An 18,607-nucleotide genomic window follows, 5' to 3' on the forward strand; every position below is an offset into this window, starting at 1 on the left:
AACGGACGGATGAAGCCGATGTCGGAGCGGGCGTCGGAGCCGACGTCGAGGCGGACGTCGGAGGCGGGCCGTCAGACCGTCTCGGCCGCGAGTTCGCGCAGGGGCCAGGTCCCGTCCACGACCGCGTCCTGGTCGCCCTTGCGGCGCAGGAAGCTCTGGAAGTCCGCCGCCCACTCGGCATACCACTCGATCTGCCGGCGGTGCAGCTCCGCCGGGCCGAGGGACGCGACCTTGGGGTGGCGGTCGGCTATCGCGCCGGCCAGCCGGGCCGCGGCGAGGGCGTCGGCCGAGGCGTCGTGGGCGGAGTCGAGCACCACGCCGTACTCGGCGCAGACCGCTTCGAGGTTGCGCTTGCCGCGACGGTAGCGGTCGACGGAGCGGTCGATCGTGTAGGGGTCGATGACCGGGGCCGGGTCCTGGCCTCCGAGCCGGTCGCGCAGCGAGGGCAGTCCGTGGCGCCGCAGTTCGGCGGAGAGCAGGGTCAGGTCGAAAGCCGCGTTGTAGGCGACGACCGGGACGCCCGACTGCCAGTACGTCACCAGGACGGCGGCGATCGCGTCGGCGACCTGGTCGGCGGGCCGGCCCTCGGCGGTCACCCGCTCGTTGCTGATCCCGTGCACCGCGACCGCTTCGGCGGGGATCTCCACGCCCGGGTCCGCCAGCCACTCGCGGCGTCCCTGCGGACGGCCGCCCCGGACCTCGATCACCGCGCCGGTGACGATGCGCGACTCCCGCGGTTCCGTACCGGTCGTCTCCAGGTCGAAGCCGATCAGCAGCTCTTGGTGCCAGGCCATGGCGGCCCCCCTTCTCCGTGGTGCTTTCCCCCAGTGGGCTCCACCCTCGCACGAGCCACTGACAATCCGGGGACCGCGTTCCGCTCGTCCCTCATGGAGGTCAGGAGACCGGCCTGGAGTCCGCCCACATCTGCTCGAACTCTTCGCGATAGGTCGGGAAGAGACCACTGTCATCCACTTCGCCCGACTTGACCACCCGGTGGCCGTTCCGCAGGACCAGCACCGGCGCCTCCATGCCGCGGGCCCGGCGGAGGTAGGACTGCACGACGGCGATGCCGTCCGCACCGTCACCGTCGACCAGGTACGCCGTGCAGCGGGGGGTCTCGTCGTAGACCTGGATCTCGAAGGCCCCCGGGTCGCGCAGCCGGGAGCGCACCCGGCGCATGTGCAGGATGTTCATCTCGACGGCCCGGCTCAACTCACCGCGCTTGAAACCGAGTTCACGCTCGCGCCGTTTCACCGCGCTGGAGGCGGGGTTGAGGAAGAGCAGCCGCACCCGGCAGCCGTCCTCGGCGAGCCGGACCAGCCGCCGTCCGGAGAAGTTCTGCACCAGCAGGTTGAGCCCGATGCCGATCGCGTCGAGGCGGCGGGCGCCGCCGAAGAGGTCCTCGGCCGGGAACTGGCGCATCAGCCGCACCCGGTCGGGGTGCACGGCGACCACGTCCGCGTAGCGGTCGCCGATCAGTTCCTCGACCGCGTCGACGGGCAGCCGGCGCGCGGAGGGCACGTCGCTGCCGGTGCCGAGCGTCTCCAGGAGCTGCGCGGAGGCCCGTTCGGCCTGGTTGAGCACGGCCTCGGACAGGGCCCGGTTGCGGGAGACGACGTTCCGGGTCACTTCCAGTTCGTCCAGGGCGAGTTCGACGTCCCGGCGCTCGTCGAAGTAGGGCTCGAAGCACGGCCAGTGCTGCACCATCAGCTCGCGCAGCTGCGGCAGGGTGAGGAAGCTGAGGACGTTGTCGTCGGCCGGGTCGAGCAAGTAGCCCTTGCGGCGGCTGACTTCGCGTACGGCGACCGCCCGCTGCACCCACTCCTGGCCGGCCGGTCCGGCGGCGGCGACCACCCACTCGTCGCCGTGCACGGGCTCGTAGACGGGCCGCAGGACGGCGGCGACGACGGCCCGCAGGCGCTGTTCCACGAGGTTCAGCCAGATGTACGCCCGGCCGGCCCGCTGGGCGCGCGTCCGCACCTCTCGCCAGGCTTCGGCGTCCCAGTCCAGTTCCGGACCGATGGAACCCACCGCGTCTATCGGCCGTGCCAGGGACACCACACCGGGCGGGACATCCGCGGAGCTCCCCTCGTGACCCCCGTCACCAGGGGGCAGCTCCAGCCCTCCCGAGCCCACCCGCGCACCGCCTTCCGCTCCCCCGAGCTCTCCCCAGTCCCAACGATCAAGGAAGGGTACTCCGGGACCGGTCGGCGGTGCAGCCGGATGGACAGGGTCGTTCCTCAACTACCGCCGTGCACTTCGCCGTTCTGGTCGGCGAGCTCGGCCGGAGTGAGCGGATTCATGGCGGTGACATCGCGCGGGGCGATGGAGAACCCCTGCCAGTGGACCGGCATCGGCTGCTGGTCCTCGTCGCGGGCGATGTGGTGGAAGCCCACGTTCACCCAGACCACGGGGTGGGTGAGGGTCTGGCCATTGACCCATTTGTCCACCGACTTCCCGTGTCCCGTACCGCAGTTGGGCAGGTTGTCGCTGGCGTACTGCTCGCACTTGTCGTACTGGGTGAAAAACACGTCGTGCTGGGTGAAGGCGCGGCCCGGGTACTTGGTGGTGGCGCCCGGGACTATCTCGTACGACCGGGCGTGACCGTCCTTGTTCTTTCCGGTCGCGCTGACCATCCGCCACCAACGCATGTTCTTGGCGTCGCCCGCGAGTTCCTTGGTGACCTTGGTGCGGGTGGTCTTGTTGGTCGGGGTGCCGCCGCCCTGCGCGGGCGGGGTGACCACGGAGTCGTACTGCTCGACGCGGCCCTTGGAGGAGCCGTCGAGATCGAAGTTGAGCCGCCAGAACACGTCGTGCTGGTGGCTCGTCGCGTACGCGGTGGCGCCCTTGCCGAGCGGCCAGCCGCGGCCGTCACCGGCGTCGTAGTCGTACGGGGAGAGGCTGCCGGTGGCCCCGACGTTCATGTTGATCGTGCCGTCGTCCTGGAAGCGCCACTCGGTGATGTACTCGTACCAGCCGACCTGGTTGACCGTGTAGACGAGGAAGTCCTTGCCCTGGGTCTGGAAGACCTTGTTGGCGCTGTCGCCCTGCATCCGGAAGGCGTGGCCGCGCGAACGGGTCGTGGTGCAGAGGCCCTTGACGTTCGGGTGGGCCGGGTCGGGGGCGTCGGGGACCTTGACGGTCTTGATGGTGCCGCCGGGGCACTCGCCGGGCGCCATGTTCATCAGGCCGGTGCCGAACGCGTACTGCGTGAGGTCGCTGTACTCGTTCGAGCCGTCGTCGTAGGGCACGTGGACCTGGGCGAGCTTGGCGGTGGCGAGCACCTTGATCGGCTGGGCCTCGCCGGGCGGCTGGTAGGAGATGTGCTCCAGGACGAGGCCGGCGTCGCGCTCGTAGTGCCAGCACATCCGCCAGGTGGTGCCGGTGGAGAGCTTCTGCTCGATCCGGTAGGCGGCGCTGCAGTCGGCGGCGGGCGCGGCGGTCGTCCTCGGCTGGGCCACGGCCGGTCCGGCGCCCGCCGTGGCACCGGCCGCCAGCGCGGCCACGGCCAGTCCTATCGCTGCCCGCCTGCGGGCACGGCTCATTCTGTTGACGCGCATGAAGAAGTGACTCCCTTACAGGAGAAGCAAGTTGAGGAGCGGGAAGGGCGGGAGCGGCTCAGCCGGCGAGCTTGCCGACCTTGCCGGCGCTCAGGTCGATCACGAAGGACCGGGCGTCGATCCACGGCCCGTTCCTGACCTTCGGGAAGAGCCGCACGCAGCGGTGCTCACCGCACTGGCCGAGGACCCCCGACCGGTCCCCCGGAGTGGCCTTGTAGACCATGGCGGTCAGCAACAGCTGGTCGGGCGAGGTGAGTCTGCTGCCGGTGGCGTCCTGGTAGTCCGCCCTCAGGCCCGCGCCCTGCGGGGAGGCGATGAGGAGTTTCGCCGCCTCGGTGTTCTCGTCGCGGCTCGGCGGCGGCTGGACGCCGCGCTGGGTGCCGGTCGCCTCGACCTTGCCGGTGTCCAGGTCGACGGTCTTGGTGACGAGGGTGTCGTCCTTGTAGTCGTAGAACGTCACGTCCGCCCGGCGCGGCGCGTTGGCGTCGTCCAGCTCGGAGTCGTCCGGCGCGGCGAGTTCGACGTCGAGACGCTGCGGGCCGCGCTTCCCGGTCACGTTCTCGCTGGATTGGAAGAGCTGCTGGTTCAGCGCGATCCGCTCGACGCGCTTGATCTCGTCGTCGGTGAGCGGGTCGCTGCCCTTGCCCTTCGCGCCTTCGGCCGGGGCCGCTTCGACGACGGCGGGCGGTGCCCCGGCCGGACCGTCGGCCGCCTGTCCGGCCGCCTGTCCCGCCGCCTGGCTGTTTCCCGTGCCCCCGGACTCGTCGGCCCCCGCCGTGCCGGGCAGTGTGATCCCGATCATCACGGCTGTTCCGGCCACCGCGACGGCCGCGCCGGCCATCACCTTGCCCAGATGGCGGCGCACTGTCTCGCGCACATCTTCCCCCTACTCCCCCTGTGTCCCCGGGAGTATGTGTTCTGTCCCACTGGTCGCATACGGCGTATGCACTGGTCGCCGGGTAAGAGGGACGTAAGTCACACGTGGTTCCATCACTTTCGGGGAGACTGGGAACCAAGGTGCCCCGGTGGCGGGGCTCAGCTGAAAGAGTCGTGACCATGCAGGTCTGGCCTGGAGAGGCATATCCACTCGGTGCCACGTACGACGGCGCCGGTACCAACTTCGCGGTCTTCACGGAGACCGCGGACCGAGTAGAGCTGTGTCTGCTGCACGACGACGGCTCGGAGACGGCGGTGGAGCTGCGCGAGAGCGACGCGTTCGTGCGGCACGCCTACCTGCCCGGCATCATGCCCGGGCAGCGGTACGGCTTCCGCGCGCACGGTCCGTACGCGCCCGAGCACGGACAGCGGTGCAACTCCGCGAAACTGCTGCTCGACCCGTACGCGAAGGCGATCAGCGGGTCGATCGACTGGGGCGAGGAGGTCTACGGCTACCACTTCGACGCCCCCGACCGGCGCAACGACCTGGACTCGGCACCGCACATGATGTCGTCGGTCGTGGTCAACCCCTACTTCGACTGGGGCGACGACCGGCGGCCCCGGCACGGCTACCACGAGACCGTGCTCTACGAGGCCCACGTGAAGGGCCTCACGATGCGCCACCCGGGGCTGCCCGACGAGCTGCGCGGCACCTACGCGGCGCTCGCCCACCCGGCGGTCATCGAGCACCTCACCGAGCTGGGCGTCACGGCGCTGGAGCTGATGCCGGTGCACCAGTTCGTGAACGACCACCGCCTGGTGGACATGGGGCTGAACAACTACTGGGGCTACAACACCATCGGTTTCTTCGCCCCGCACAACGCGTACGCGTCCTGGGGCGACCGCGGCCAGCAGGTGCTGGAGTTCAAGTCCGCGGTGCGGGCGCTGCACGAGGCCGGCATCGAGGTCATCCTCGACGTCGTCTACAACCACACCGCCGAGGGCAACCACCTGGGGCCGACGCTCTCCTTCAGGGGCCTCGACAACCCGTCGTACTACCGGCTGACGGACGACCCCCGCTACTACATGGACACCACGGGAACCGGCAACTCGCTCCTCATGCGGTCCCCGCACGTGCTCCAGCTGATCATGGACTCGCTGCGGTACTGGGTCACCGAGATGCACGTCGACGGGTTCCGCTTCGACCTCGCGGCCACGCTCGCCCGGCAGTTCCACGAGGTGGACCGGCTGTCGTCGTTCTTCGACCTGGTCCAGCAGGACCCGGTGGTCTCCCAGGTGAAGCTGATCGCGGAGCCCTGGGACGTCGGCGAGGGCGGCTACCAGGTCGGCAACTTCCCGCCGCTGTGGACCGAGTGGAACGGCAAGTACCGCGACACCGTACGGGACCTGTGGCGGGGCGAGTCGCGGGCGCTCGCCGAGTTCGCGTCCCGGCTGACCGGCTCCTCGGACCTGTACCAGGACGACGGCCGCCGGCCGCTGGCCTCGATCAACTTCGTGACCTGCCACGACGGGTTCACCCTGCACGACCTGGTGGCGTACAACGACAAGCACAACGACGCCAACGGCGAGGACAACCGGGACGGCGAGAGCCACAACCGGTCCTGGAACTGCGGGGTCGAGGGCGACACCGACGACCCGGCCGTGCTCGACCTGCGGGCCCGGCAGATGCGCAACTTCGTCGCCACGCTGATGCTCTCCCAGGGCGTGCCGATGATCAGCCACGGGGACGAGTTCGCGCGCACCCAGGGCGGCAACAACAACGCCTACTGCCAGGACAGCGAACTGGCCTGGGTGGAGTGGCCGGAGGGCGAGGGGCCCGGCAGCGAGCTGCTGGAGTTCACGCGCGCGATGGCGCGGCTGCGCAAGGAGCATCCGGTCTTCCGGCGCCGGCGCTTCTTCCACGGGCGGCCCGTGGAGGGCCTCCACGACGAGCTGTCGGACATCGCCTGGTTCACTCCCGAGGGCAAGGAGATGGCACAGCGCGACTGGGACTCGGCGCAGGCGACGGCGCTGGCGGTGTTCCTCAACGGCAACGCGATCTCCGAGCCGGGGGCCCGCGGGGAGCGGATCGCGGACGACTCCTTCCTGATGATGTTCAACGCCTCCCCCGAGCCGCTGGACTTCGTCGTGCCGGTCGACCTCGGCCTGAAGTGGGAGGTCGTCGTCGACACCGCCCAAACGGACGGGGTGCCCCAGGACACGGCCCGGGAGGTCGAGGCCGGCGACCGGCTCACCCTCGTGGACCGCAGCATGACGGTACTGCGCCGCCCGACCTAGGGGGCCTCCTCGCCGTGCCCGGGTGGGTCACCGGGCACGGCAGGGGGGACACATGGCCGAGCCGATGAGGTCAAACCCGGCCGGGCGGGTACGTAGGTCAACATGACATCTGAGCGACCCGATCCCGCGGTGCCCACGGCCACCTACCGGCTCCAGTTGCAGCCCGAGTTCCCGTTCGAGGCGGCCGCTGCCGCGGTGCCGTACCTGGCGTCGCTCGGCGTCTCGCACCTGCATCTCTCCCCCGTCCTGGAGTCCGTCCCGGGCTCGACGCACGGCTACGACGTCGTGGACCACGCGCGCGTGCGCGACGAACTCGGCGGCGAGGAGGGCCTGCGGGCGCTGTCGCGCACCGCGCGGGAGCACGGCCTGGGCCTCGTGGTGGACATCGTGCCCAACCACATGGCGATGGCCCCGCGCCACAACCACGCCCTCTGGGAGGTCCTCCGGGAGGGCCCCGAGTCGCCGTACGCGCGCTGGTTCGACATCGACTGGGCGGCACAGGGCGGCAAGGTGCTGCTCCCGGTCCTCGGGCATCCGCTCGGCTCCGAGATCGAGCACCTGAGAGTCGACGGCGACGTCCTGCGCTACTACGACCACGTGTTCCCGTTGCGCGAGGGCACCGCGGAGCTGCCGCTGCCGCAGCTCCTGGACGCGCAGTGGTACCGCCCCGCGTGGTGGCGGCTGGCCCGTACCGAGCTGAACTACCGCCGCTTCTTCAGCATTTCGGAGCTGATCGGGGTGCGGGTCGAGGACCCGGACGTCTTCGAGGCCACGCACGCCAAGATCCTCCAACTGCTGCGCGAGGGCGTGGTCGACGGCCTGCGCATCGACCACCCCGACGGCCTCGCCGACCCCGACGCCTATCTCAGCAGGCTGCACGAGGCCACCGGGGGCCGCTGGACGGTCGTCGAGAAGATCCTCGCGGACGGGGAGCCGCTGCCGGCCGCGTGGCCGGTGGCGGGCACCACGGGCTACGACGCCCTGCGGCACATCGACGGAGTCTTCACCGACCCCGCCGGGTCGGACGAACTCCTCGCCCGCTACCGGCTGTTCGCCGACCCGCGCACGGACCGGGGCGGCCACTGGGAGCCGACCGTACGACGGGCGGCGTACAAGGTGCTCACCTACGAACTGGCCGCCGAGATGGAGCGGCTGAGCCGGGTCGTGAGCGCGTTGTGCGCCGGGTCGCCGGACCCCGCGCTGCGCGACCGGGCCCCCTGGGCGCTGCGCACGGCGCTGCGGGAGCTCCTGGTCCGCATGGAGGTCTACCGTCCGTACACCTCCGGCGACACCGCGGCCGTCGTCACCGAGGAGGCCGCGGCGCAGGCCCGGCAGTCCTTCGTCGTCCCGGAGGAGGCCGGCGCGGTCGACGTCGTACGGGATCTGCTGCTCGGGCGGTACGGGGAGGGGCCCGCGCACGACGAGTTCCGGGCGCGGTTCGCGCAGACGTCCTCGGCGCTGCGGGCCAAGTCGGTGGAGGACACCGCCTTCTACCGCTACGTGCCGCTGCTGTCGGCGACGGAGGTGGGCGGGGAGCCGGGCGGTCCCGCGGTGTCCCCGGAGGACTTCCACGCCTACTGCGCGCGCGTGCAGCACGACTGGCCCGCCACCGGCACCGTCCTGACGACGCACGACACCAAACGCAGCGCCGACGTACGGGCCGCGCTGGCGGTGCTCACCGAGTGCCCGGAGCGCTGGTCGGACCTCCTCACCGAGGTGAGCCGTTCCGGAGAGAGCGGGCCGGACGCGCAGGTGGCGTGGGCGGCCTGGCAGACGGTGTTCGGGCTCGGCCCGGCGGACCCGGAGCGGGTCCAGGGGGCGCTGCTGAAGCACGTGCGCGAGGCCGGGCTCTATACCAGCTGGACCGAGCAGGAGCCGTCGTACGAGGAGGCGGTGGCGGCGTTCGTCAAGGCCGGGCCGTGCGGGGCGCCCGGCGAGCGGGTGGCCGCCCTCCGGCAGGCGCTGGAACCGCACATCCGGGCCAATCTGCTCGGCGCCGCCCTGGTGCAGCTGACGATGCCGGGCGTGCCGGACGTCTACCAGGGCACCGAGGCCGAGTACCGGGCGCTGGTCGACCCGGACAACCGGCGGCCCGTACGGTTCCCGCCCGAGGATCCCGGTGACAAGGGCGCGCTGACGGCCGCCGCGCTGCGGCTGCGGGCGCGCCGGCCGGACGTGTTCGGGGACTCGGCGACGTACGCGCCGCTGACGGCGCAGGGCCCGGCGGCGGGGCACTGCCTGGCGTTCACCCGCTCCGGGAGCGTCCTCACGGCCGTGACCCGGCTGTCGGCGGGCCTCGCGGAGGCCGGTGGCTGGGGGGAGACGCGGCTGCCGCTGCCTCCGGGGCGGTGGACCGATGTGCTGGCCCCGGAACGGGAGTTCACGGGGCACGCGCGCGTGGCGGAGCTCTTCGAACGGCTGCCGGTGGTGCTGCTGGAGCGGGCGGAGGAAGCCGAAGGGGCCTGACCGGTGCGGGGCACGAGGGTGCTCGGTGAGCGGGCGCCCTCGTACGCCCGGATCGGTGCGGCACGCGCGCGTGGACGGAGTCGCGTCCGGGCGGTGCGAGCGGCGCCTCGGGGTAGGCGCAACCGTAGGAGGGCTTCGGGCATCCTGCGAGCAACACAGGTCGCACAGAACGCAGTTGAGGCGTGCGGGCGCCACGGGGAGGCCCCACCTGGTCTCCTTGACAGTTCCCGGAGAGCATGGGGTACTGCGCTTGCGAGTCCGGGCGGACACAACGGGGGTGAGTCTCGTGCCGGAGCCGTGTTACCTCAGTGTGGCCGAACTGGTCGCGGGCGCAGGGGCGTTGGTCGCTCATCGGCCGGCTCTCTGCGCGCTGCGGCAGGTCGGCGTCTCCCGCGCGGGGCGCCCTCTCCATCTGCTCTCCGTGGGGCACGCCCCACGCGCCGTGCTCGTCGTCGCGGGCGCGCACGCCAATGAGCCGGCCGGTGGTTCCACCCTGCTCGCGCTGGCCGAACGGGCGGTGCGCGAACGGCCGTTGCGGGCCCGCACCTCCTGGCACTTCCTGCTCTGCGCGGACCCGGACGGCGCGAGTCTGCATGTCACGCCCGCGCCCCGCAGCCTGCTCGACTACCACCTGGGTTTCTTCCGTCCGGCCGGGGCCGAGCAGCCGGAGTGGTCGCCTTCGGTGCTGCCCCCGGACCGGCTGCCGCCGGAGACCCGCGCCCTGACCGGGGTGATCGACGAGCTGCGGCCCTACCTCCAGGTGACCCTGCACGGCACCGAACTGGGCGGCACCTGGGTGCAGTTGACGAAGGACATACCGGGGCTCGCCGAGCCGTTCGCCAGGTCGGCGGCCGCGTTGCACATCCCGGTGGAGACGGGCGCCTCGGACGCGGCGGGCTGGCCCGCGTCGGGTCCCGGTGTGCACGTGATGCCGGCGCCCGGTTCGGACGTGGCGTACCCGAGCATGCCGGACGACGCCCGGCACAGCACCTGGTACCACACGCACCGCTACGGCGGTCTGACGGCGGTCGTCGAGGTGCCGATGTGGGCGAGCGACCTGGTCGACGACCCGGCGCCGCATCCCGCGCCGGCCGCGGCGATGCGGTGGCTGGCGGACCGGCTGCTGCGGGACACGCGGGAGGTGGACGGTGTGCTCGCCGAGGCGCTGCCACGGCTGGCGAACGCCGGGGGGCCGCTGCTGCGGGCCGCCGTCTGGGCGCTGGAGCTGGTGCCGGGGCTGGCCGCCGACTGGGCCGGCGTACCGCCCGTCGACACCACGAGGGCGTACGTCGGCAGCGTGGACGCGTTCGGCCGACGGCTGCCGCTGCGGGCCGCCTCGATGCTGCTGCGGGTGCTCCAGGAGGCCGGTGACGTCGCGGCGCCCCGCCTTGAGGACCTGGTGGCCCTGTGGAGCGAGGCCTTCGCGGAGCGGTTCCGCGCCCGCTGGGTGCCGTTGGAGCACCAGGTCGAGCACCAGGCCCGCACGGCGGTGGCGGCGGTCCTGCGCGCGCCCGAGCGGCGGTTCCGGGAGACGGCGACGATCACGCGCGCGTGAGCCGGCGGGCGGTCCGCACGCGCGCGTGCGGCGCCTCACCCGCCGGCCCTTCGCCCTTGCCCCGGCACCGGCCGCCCCCGAGTCAGTCGTCGAGTGCGAAGACCCCTCCCGTCCGGGCGTGCAGGGCACAGGAGTTGGAGAACTTCTGCGTGTAGTCCACCGGCCGGCCCTTCCACTGCCCGCGCGCGTGGGCGGTCACCGGGGCGTAGATCATCGTGCAGTAGACGCTCTTGGGCGGGATGGCCGCGATGTCGCCGCCCGCCCTGTCGAGTTCCGCGCAGGCCTCGGCCGCGTGGGCGTGCCCCCGGGGTGGGTTGCCGCACACCAGGAGGGTGCCCCGGGTGTCGCTGGAGCGGGCGTCGCCATGGGTGACCGTGAGGTAGAGCCAGTCGCTCCGTACCCCGGTCCCGGCTGCCGCCTGCGCCGGGGCGGGTGCGGCGGTGAGGAGGACGGTGGCCGTGAGCAGGGCTCCCCGGAGGAGAGCCGCTTTCTTGGTGTAGGTCATTCCCGGTGCATCGGCACCACGGTCCCCGTGCCCCAACCCGGCTCACCCGAACGGGGGCCCTCGGACGCGTACTGTCCGGCCAGTTCGAACGCGCTGAGCACCACCCGTGACTGGTACTCGACCTGCCGGCCGACCGGGATCCAGCGTGCTCCGCAGCCGTCGCGGTAGTCGGCGCACCACTGGTCGAGGAGCAGGTCGAGCTCCGGCAGCACGTCCGCCGGGTCGCGCCCGGCGCCGGTCACGACCTGGTGCAGCAGCCCGGCGGTGCGCAGCGCGAGGCGCCGCCCGGCGATGCGCAGGGTGGCGAGGTGGGCGGTGCTGAGCGGCGGGAGCGGGTGGGCCGCCGTACCGGCGTCGACGTCGGGGTCCCACGCGTCGGCGAGCCCGGGGCAGATCAGTAAATAGTCGTCCACCGGAGCGAGCAGCCGCGCCGCTTCCGCCGGGTCACCGGGCCGCGGCCGTACCCCGGGCGGGACGGCGGGGGCCGGGGCGTTCGCGTGGGGGCGGGCGCGGGCGCCGGGCGGGAGCGCCGTCGGGAGTGCGGCCCCCGCGTCGGGTGCCGTCACCGCCGGCGGCTCCCCCGGGGCGGAACTGCCCGGGAGGTGCGGACGCAGCCGCGCGAGGATCCGCTCCAGGGTCCGCGCGTCGTGCCGCAGGGTGTGGCTCACGGTGCGCAGGACCGCGTCGGGGTTCGCGGACGGCGAACCGTCCTCCACGGCCGCCACACCCCACATCGGCGCCTCGACGACGGCGGTCACGGTGCCGTGCCGGTGTGGATGGAACCAGGTCGACTCGACGGCGGCCTCGGTGATCGCCGCGGCCCGATCGCCCCGCCGCGGCGGCGGGATCCGGTAGACGGCGGGCCCCAGGCCCGGCCAGTACAGGGTGTCGTACGCGCCCAGTTCGCGCGGGATGCCGAGGCGGGCCGCGGTGTGCGCGACGCGCCGGTCGAGGCCGGGCAGGTCGCGGGTGAGTTCGACGAAGCCGCCGCCGACGTCGACACCGTGGAGGGAGCACTGGAAGAAGGGGCGCAGCTCGTCCTGGAGGGCGAGCAGGGCCCGGGTCTCCGGGAGCGCCGCGGCGGCGGCCCCGTCGGGCAGCCACTCGGGCTGTTCGAGGAAGCCGGGCCGGAAGAAGTGCCGGAAGTAGTGGCCAAGGGTGTACGGGCCGGAGAGCCAGCCCTCGTTGCGGCGCGAGCCGTCCGGATCGAGGCACAGCAGGAGGTTCCAGGTGGCGTCGGAGCCCTCGGACCACCGGGGGTCGGCGAGAACCCGTTCGGCGAGGCGCAGGACGGTGGCGCCGCCCACGGGCTCGTTGGCGTGCGGTCCGGCGACGACGAGGGCCTGGCGGCTGCCGTGGCCCACGGAGAGCAGCCACAGGGGCGTACCGGCCCGGGAGGTGCCGACCCGGCGCAGCCTGGCGTCCCCGGGACGGCGGGCGACGAGTGCGGCGGCGCGGGTGGCCAGTTCGTCCACGGACGGGTAGCGCGGAAGGCGTGTCAGAGCACACCTCCCCGTTTGCGGTGCCGTCGGTTCACCAGTTGTGCCGACTCAAGCACAGTCAGTCACGGCGGACGGAGTACGTCAACACCGGTGCGGGCAAAGGGATTCCGGCACCCCGGGTCGCCATCCGGCGGTGAGCGTGGACCGGGCCGCAGGTAGGGCGGGGTCGGGCGGGGCTCAGTGCAGGGAGAGCCGGAACGCCATCCGGCCGAAGCCGATCTGGTCGCCCTCACGGACCACGGCCGCGCCGATCACGCGCCTGCCGTTCACGGTGGTGCCGTTGGTTGAGCCGAGGTCGCGCAGTACCCACAGGGCGCCCTGGCGTCGGAGTTCGGCGTGCACCCGGGAGACCGTCTCGTGGTTCAGGCGCAGTCCGTTGGCGGGGTCGCGGCCTATGCGCAGCGGATGCCCGTTGCCCGGGTGGGGCAGCAGCAGCTTGGGCAGCCGCTCGGCCTGCCAGGCCCTGCGCAGCCGTACGGTGAACCCGGAGACCGCCTCCACGGAACCGAACAGCAGCCGCGACAGCCGGCTCTCGGTGTACAGGTCGGCGGTGAGGACGGCGAGTTCGTCGGAGCGGCGGGCGGCCAGCGCCAACTCCATGCGCCGCACGAACGTGTCGTGCGAGAGGCGGCCCATGGCGACGCCGTCATGGAGCACCTTGAGCGCCTTGTCGCGCTCCGCGTCGGACAAACGCGCGGGGTACGTGTGGAACTCGAAGGACGACGTCACGTTCGTGATTGTCGGTCAGCGAACCCCGGGTGTCCAGAAGACGGGAAAACGGTGCCCACGCGTGTGCGAATGGACGACACCTTCCGCGAAAGGGCAGATTCAAAAGCGAGTCGATCTCGTTTGAAGCACGATGAACCGGCTACATCCCGGTGGGCAGACGAAGGGGAACCGTCCGTGAAGTTCGAGGTGTGGGCACCACAGGCAGAACGAGTGACCCTCCATCGCGAGGGCGCCACGCGCGCGATGGAGCGTGATCCGGAACACGAGGGCTGGTGGGCCGCGGAGGCCGAGGCGTCGGACGGCGCGCGGTACGGGTTCGCGGTGGACGACGGTCCGCCGCTGCCCGACCCGCGCTCGCGCCGCCAGCCGGACGGCCCGGACGGCCTGAGCGCCGTCGTGGACCACGAGCGGTACCCGTGGCGGGCCGCGTGGACGGGCCGGCCGCTGCCCGGCGCGGTCCTCTACGAGCTGCACGTCGGGACGTACACACCCGAAGGCACCCTGGACGCGGCGGCCGAACGACTCGGCCATCTCGTCGAACTGGGCGTCACCCACGTGGAGTTGATGCCCCTGTGCCCGTTCCCCGGCCGGCACGGCTGGGGGTACGAGGGGGTCTCCCTGTGGGCCGTGCACGAGCCGTACGGCGGTCCCGAGGGGCTGAAGCGGTTCGTCGACCGGGCCCATGAACTGGGGCTCGGCGTCGTACTGGACGTGGTGCACAACCACCTCGGCCCGTCCGGCAACTACCTGCCCGCCTTCGGCCCCTACTTCACGGAGACGCACCACACTCCGTGGGGCGCCGCCGTGAACCTGGACGCGCCCGGTTCGGACGAGGTGCGCGCCTACCTCCTGGAGAGCGCGCTGGCGTGGCTGCGCGACTACCGGATCGACGGGCTGCGCCTCGACGCGGTGCACGCGCTGAAGGACACGCGCGCGTGCCACTTCCTGGAGGAACTCTCCGCCGCCGTGGACACGTTCGCCGCCGACACGGGCCGGCCGCTCTTCCTGATCGGCGAGTCCGACCTGAACGACCCGCGGCTGATCACCCCGCGCGCGGAGGGCGGCCTCGGGCTGCACGCGCAGTGGAACGACGACTTCCACCACGCGCTGCACACCGCGCTGACCGGCGAGTCCCAGGGCTACTACGAGGACTTCGCGCGGGCGCCGCTCGCCGCGATCGCCCGGACGCTGACGGGTGGCTTCTTCCACGACGGCACGTATTCGAGCTTCCGGGGACGCCACCACGGGCGCCCTCTGGACCGTACGCGCGTGGCCGCGCACCGGCTGCTCGGCTACAGCCAGACCCACGACCAGATCGGCAACCGGGCCCAGGGAGACCGGCTCTCGGCCTCCCTCTCCCCCGGCCTGCTGGCCTGCGCCGCCGCGCTGACGCTGGCCGGGCCCTGCACGCCGATGCTGTTCATGGGCGAGGAGTGGGCGGCTGGCACGCCCTGGCAGTTCTTCACCGACCACACGGACCCGGAACTGGCGGAGGCCGTACGGCGGGGCAGGCGGCGGGAGTTCGCGGCGCACGGCTGGGCCGAGGAGGACATCCCCGACCCCCAGGACCCGGCGACCCGGGACCGCTCCTGCCTCGACTGGTCCGAGCCCGGGAACGAGCCGCACGCGCGCGTGCTGGACTGGTACCGCCGGCTCATCGCCCTCCGCCACCAGGAGGCCGACCTCACCGACCCGGACCTCGCCGACACCAAGGTGGCCTACGACGAGGAGGCCCGCTGGCTCGCCCTCCGGCGGGGCGACGTACGCGTGGCGGTGAACCTCGGCAAAGAGCCGGCCGCGATCCCCCTGGGCTCCCGCCCAGCACGGGTACTGGCCGCGTGGGAGCCGGTGGAGGCGCCGGGGAACGACGGACTGCTGCGCCTGCCCGGGGAGTCGTGTGTGGTGCTGACGCAGACGTAAACGCTTGCGCAAGCGCTCGCGCAATCGTTTACGCCCTCGGTTGCGCGAGCGATCGAGCGGGCGGCGGTGGCGGCGGTGGCCGTGGGTGACGGCCGTGGGTGACGGAATCCCGCACGGGGCGGGGGGCCGCACGTAAACGTTCGCGTAAACGCTTACGCATACGCTTGCGTAAGCGTTTGCGCACGTCCTTGCGCGAACGTTTACGTAAACGTTTACGCGCCCGCGCCCGCTCCAGGCGCCCGCCGCCCCACTCCTAGTCGCCGCCGTCGCCGCCCTCGCCGTCGCCGTCACCGTCACCGTCACCGCTTTCGGCGCCGCCGCTTTCCCCGTAGCCGTGCCCGTAGTCGTCGTCGCGGAGCTCCGTGACCCGCTCCAGGAGGATCGCCTCCCAAGTGCGCCGCAGTTGGGTGCGGAGGAGGGGCAGGGGGCTGTCGTCGCGTCCGGCGCGGCGGCCGGCCAGGCTCCCGGCCAACCGGACGACGGTGTCGCAGCGGGCCAGCCAGAGACCGCGCAGACAGGGGCGGGCGCCGTAGCCGGCGAGGGTGGCGGCGCGTACGGCGGCCGGAGAGCCGACGGCGAGCGCGAGTCCGGCGATGTCTTCGGCGGGATCGCCGACGACCGCGTCCGTCCAGCCCAGGACACCGCGCACCCGGCCGTCGGCGCTGACGAGGAGATGTTCGCCCCGGAGACCGTGGTGGGCGACGACGGCGGTACCGGGCTGGGCGGCGAGCTGGGCCGTGCCCGGCTGGGTCAGCTGCTGGAGCCGTCCGGGATCGAACTCGTCGGCATCGGCGAGCCGCCCGGCAGCCCGTTCGGCGGCCCGGCGCAGCGCCTCCAGGGAGCGTGGGGCGGTGCGCGGGACACCGAGCGCCTCGGCCTGGCGGGCGGGCACGTCACGCAGTCCGGTGAGCAGCCCGGCCAGGTCGGCCTCGCCCACGGCGGACACGTCCCGGTCCTCCCCGGAGTCGCCGGGCATCTTCGTGTCCAGCGTGAAGGCGAGCCCGGTCGCCCACTCGCCGTGCGCCACGCTCGTCGGGACCGCGACGGGCAACTGCGGCCGTACGAGATCGCGCAGGCGCAGTTCGCGGCGCAGCCGCCGGGAGGCATCGCGGTCCGGGGCCAGCCGCAGCACATGACGCGTACCGACCCACCAGGTCGTCCGCTCGCCGCCCTCGGCCACGGGCCGCACCTCGGGCCCGTCGGCGCCGGGCGGGCCGTCCTTGAGCAGGGATCGGACCAGCCGGCGGACGGTGTCCGCGGTGGGGGTCGGTGCCTCGGTCATGATCGCCGGTCAGTCCACCACGGCCATCTCGCGGCGCGTGTCGTTGAGCCGGCGCCCGCCGTCCTCGGTGACGGTGACGATGTCCTCGATGCGCACCCCGAAGCGGCCGGGAAGATAGATGCCGGGTTCCACGGAGAAGCACATCCCGGGGACGAGGGGCTGTTCCTCTCCCTCGATCATGTAGGGCGGTTCGTGCGTGGTGACGCCGATGCCGTGGCCGGTGCGGTGGATGAAGTACTCGCCGTACCCCGCGTCGTTGACGACCGCGCGGGCGGCCCGGTCGACGTCCTGGCAGGCGACGCCGGGCCGTACCGCCCGGAAGCCGGCCTCCTGTGCCTCGCGCACGATGTCGTGGACCCGGCGTTCCTCGTCGGTGGGTTCGCCGACGTGGACGGTGCGGGAGGTGTCGGAGCCGTAGCCGTCCTTGAGGCCGCCGAAGTCGAGGACGACCATGTCGCCGCGCTGGATGACCCGGTCACCCACCTCGTGGTGCGGGTTGGCGCCGTTGGGGCCCGAGGCGACGATGGTGAAGTCGACCTGGGAGTGCCCGAACCGCCGTAGCAGGTCGGCGAGATCGCCGGCCACGTCGGACTCGCGGCGGCCGGCGAAGGGCACCTTGAGGATCTCCTCGTACGTCGCGTCGGCGGCCTCGCCGGCGGCCGCCAGGAGGTTCAGTTCCACCGTGTCCTTGACGGCGCGGAGCATCGGCAGGGCGTCGGTGAGGGAGGCGTAGGAGGTGCCGGGCAGTGTCTGTTGCAGGCCGAGCAGATGCATGGCCCAGGCGTTGTCGCTGATGCCGAAGCGGCCGGTGGCGTCCAGCAGGGCGGCGGTCGCGGCGTAGGGGTCCTTGCCGTCGGTCCAGTCGCGCAGGGTCAGGGAACCGGCGCCCGGTGCCTTGGCCGCGTCGGGGGCCTCCAGGGTGGGCACCACGAGGACCGGGGGGCGGTCGGGGGTGAGGACCAGGACGGTGAGCCGTTCGGTGATCGCGGTGGGCGCGTAGCCGGTGAGCCACACCATGTCCGGGCCCGGCGCCACGAGCAGTCCCGCCAGTCCCGCGTCGGCGGCAGCCCGCGCGGCCCGCTCCATCCGGGACCGGTAGTCGTCGGCGGTGAAGGACGTGGGCGTGCTACCGGTCATCCGTGCCTCCCGATACGGGGCGGTAAAAAAGAAGACAACAAGGGGGCGAGGGGCGAGGGGGCTAGGAAAAAGGGGTCTACGGGCAGCATCCTGCCCGGACCCGGGAGGTGGCGCGAGCCGGTCGGAGGTACTTACGGGGGTCCCCTCCGGGCTGCCGCGTCAGACGATGACACCCGGGGTCGCGGCCAACTGCTGGTAGCCGCCGCCGTGATGGCGGACGGTGAGGGTGATCCGGGCGCCGGGGCGGGCGTGGGCGACGGCGCGGACGAGGTCGGCCGCCGAGTCGACCCGGGTGCCGCCGAACGTGAGGAGTACGTCCCCGCGTACGAGACCCGCCGTGTAGCCCGGCCCGGGCACGTGGACGCCGATGACGAGAGCGCCCGCCTTCTCGGCGTCGACGGCCTCCACGCCGAGCGTCGCTCCGGAGACGGCCGCGGCGGCCGGGGCGCTCGCCGGGACGGAGCGCGGTGCGGAGGGCGCGCCCGGGGCGGCCGTCCCGTGGCGCAGTTCGGCGAGTCTGCTCATGCCGATCACCGTGGCGCCGACCGTTCCGAGGCCGATCCCCGACAGAACCAGCACCACCCCGGCGGACAGGCCGAGCACCAGGGTCGCAAGGCGCCGGCCGCGGCGCCGGGCGGCGTGCGGGCGCCGGGTGAGGCCGGGCGGGGTGCCGCCGCCGGGGTCCTGTCCTGGCATCGGCTTGGGACGCAACGCGGTCTGTTCCATGGTTCGCCTCCGGCAGGTGCCCTACCCACCGCACCGGCGTCCGACGAGCCA

Annotated in this window: 14 protein-coding genes; 4 read left to right on the forward strand and 10 right to left on the reverse strand. The window is 72.7% G+C overall.

The window, feature by feature from the left end; translation table 11 throughout:
* Nucleotides 1-71: 71 nt before the first annotated feature.
* The 4 genes from ABZT12_RS09680 to ABZT12_RS09695 form a co-directional block, all read right to left on the reverse strand.
* The gene (locus ABZT12_RS09680; RefSeq protein ID WP_356380091.1) at nt 72-794 is read right to left on the reverse strand and encodes a 3'-5' exonuclease; all 723 of its coding nucleotides are present in this window, start codon (nt 792-794) and stop codon (nt 72-74) included.
* Nucleotides 795-894: 100 nt separating this feature from the next.
* Nucleotides 895-2,136, reverse strand: coding sequence for an SAV2148 family HEPN domain-containing protein (locus ABZT12_RS09685; protein WP_356380093.1), 1,242 nt, complete (start codon nt 2,134-2,136; stop codon nt 895-897).
* 104 nt (nt 2,137-2,240) lie between these two features.
* On the reverse strand, nt 2,241-3,560 hold the full coding sequence (locus tag ABZT12_RS09690) for a copper amine oxidase (RefSeq protein WP_356380095.1): 1,320 nt from the start codon (nt 3,558-3,560) through the stop codon (nt 2,241-2,243).
* Between the two features lie 58 nt (nt 3,561-3,618).
* Complete coding sequence (locus tag ABZT12_RS09695; RefSeq protein ID WP_356380097.1) at nt 3,619-4,437, reverse strand: Tat pathway signal sequence domain protein; 819 nt, start codon at nt 4,435-4,437, stop codon at nt 3,619-3,621.
* Nucleotides 4,438-4,616: 179 nt separating this feature from the next.
* On the opposite strand from ABZT12_RS09695, the gene glgX reads away from it, so the two are divergent.
* The 3 genes from glgX to ABZT12_RS09710 all read left to right on the forward strand — a co-directional run bounded on the left by glgX (nt 4,617) and on the right by ABZT12_RS09710 (nt 10,755).
* Nucleotides 4,617-6,734 (forward strand): glycogen debranching protein GlgX, encoded by a 2,118-nt coding sequence (gene glgX, locus ABZT12_RS09700; RefSeq protein WP_356380100.1) that lies wholly within the window; start codon nt 4,617-4,619, stop codon nt 6,732-6,734.
* A 102-nt stretch (nt 6,735-6,836) separates the two neighbouring features.
* On the forward strand, nt 6,837-9,200 hold the full coding sequence (gene treY / locus ABZT12_RS09705) for a malto-oligosyltrehalose synthase (RefSeq protein ID WP_356380103.1): 2,364 nt from the start codon (nt 6,837-6,839) through the stop codon (nt 9,198-9,200).
* A gap of 277 nt (nt 9,201-9,477) precedes the next feature.
* Nucleotides 9,478-10,755 carry a M14 family zinc carboxypeptidase gene (locus tag ABZT12_RS09710; RefSeq protein WP_356380106.1) on the forward strand — a complete coding sequence of 426 codons (1,278 nt, stop codon included), beginning with the start codon at nt 9,478-9,480 and terminating at the stop codon, nt 10,753-10,755.
* A gap of 82 nt (nt 10,756-10,837) precedes the next feature.
* On the opposite strand, the gene ABZT12_RS09715 is transcribed toward ABZT12_RS09710, so the two are convergent.
* From ABZT12_RS09715 to ABZT12_RS09725, 3 genes are all read right to left on the reverse strand, one after another.
* Complete coding sequence (locus ABZT12_RS09715) at nt 10,838-11,260, reverse strand: SSI family serine proteinase inhibitor (protein ID WP_356380109.1); 423 nt, start codon at nt 11,258-11,260, stop codon at nt 10,838-10,840.
* Nucleotides 11,257-12,735: a M14 family zinc carboxypeptidase gene (locus tag ABZT12_RS09720; protein WP_356380112.1), complete on the reverse strand. Its 1,479-nt coding sequence runs from the start codon at nt 12,733-12,735 to the stop codon at nt 11,257-11,259. Before ABZT12_RS09720 ends, ABZT12_RS09715 begins: the two co-directional genes overlap by 4 nt.
* A gap of 204 nt (nt 12,736-12,939) precedes the next feature.
* Nucleotides 12,940-13,491 carry a DUF1707 and FHA domain-containing protein gene (locus ABZT12_RS09725; protein ID WP_356380115.1) on the reverse strand — a complete coding sequence of 184 codons (552 nt, stop codon included), beginning with the start codon at nt 13,489-13,491 and terminating at the stop codon, nt 12,940-12,942.
* Between the two features lie 174 nt (nt 13,492-13,665).
* On the opposite strand from ABZT12_RS09725, the gene treZ reads away from it, so the two are divergent.
* Complete coding sequence (treZ, locus tag ABZT12_RS09730; protein WP_356380118.1) at nt 13,666-15,411, forward strand: malto-oligosyltrehalose trehalohydrolase; 1,746 nt, start codon at nt 13,666-13,668, stop codon at nt 15,409-15,411.
* 253 nt (nt 15,412-15,664) lie between these two features.
* Here the strand turns inward: treZ and ABZT12_RS09735 are convergent, their stop codons facing one another.
* From ABZT12_RS09735 to ABZT12_RS09745, 3 genes are all read right to left on the reverse strand, one after another.
* Entirely contained in the window at nt 15,665-16,693 is a 1,029-nt protein-coding gene (locus tag ABZT12_RS09735) for an aminoglycoside phosphotransferase family protein (RefSeq protein ID WP_356380121.1), read from the reverse strand.
* Nucleotides 16,694-16,702: 9 nt separating this feature from the next.
* Complete coding sequence (locus ABZT12_RS09740) at nt 16,703-17,830, reverse strand: aminopeptidase P family protein (protein WP_356380124.1); 1,128 nt, start codon at nt 17,828-17,830, stop codon at nt 16,703-16,705.
* Between the two features lie 159 nt (nt 17,831-17,989).
* On the reverse strand, nt 17,990-18,556 hold the full coding sequence (locus ABZT12_RS09745) for a PDZ domain-containing protein (RefSeq protein WP_356380127.1): 567 nt from the start codon (nt 18,554-18,556) through the stop codon (nt 17,990-17,992).
* Between the last annotated feature and the right edge of the window lie 51 nt (nt 18,557-18,607).

Source organism: Streptomyces sp. NPDC005423 (assembly GCF_040606415.1).
GTDB lineage: Bacteria > Actinomycetota > Actinomycetes > Streptomycetales > Streptomycetaceae > Streptomyces.

Excerpts from the sequence above, each read along its gene's own strand:
- ABZT12_RS09715 (WP_356380109.1), bottom strand. The coding sequence starts at position 11,260 with ATGACCTACACCAAGAAAGCGGCTCTCCTCCGGGGAGCCCTGCTCACG.
- ABZT12_RS09745 (WP_356380127.1), bottom strand. The coding sequence starts at position 18,556 with ATGGAACAGACCGCGTTGCGTCCCAAGCCGATGCCAGGACAGGACCCC.
- treY (WP_356380103.1), top strand. The coding sequence starts at position 6,837 with ATGACATCTGAGCGACCCGATCCCGCGGTGCCCACGGCCACCTACCGG.
- ABZT12_RS09690 (WP_356380095.1), bottom strand. The coding sequence starts at position 3,560 with ATGCGCGTCAACAGAATGAGCCGTGCCCGCAGGCGGGCAGCGATAGGA.
- ABZT12_RS09735 (WP_356380121.1), bottom strand. The coding sequence starts at position 16,693 with ATGACCGAGGCACCGACCCCCACCGCGGACACCGTCCGCCGGCTGGTC.
- glgX (WP_356380100.1), top strand. The coding sequence starts at position 4,617 with ATGCAGGTCTGGCCTGGAGAGGCATATCCACTCGGTGCCACGTACGAC.
- ABZT12_RS09680 (WP_356380091.1), bottom strand. The coding sequence starts at position 794 with ATGGCCTGGCACCAAGAGCTGCTGATCGGCTTCGACCTGGAGACGACC.
- ABZT12_RS09740 (WP_356380124.1), bottom strand. The coding sequence starts at position 17,830 with ATGACCGGTAGCACGCCCACGTCCTTCACCGCCGACGACTACCGGTCC.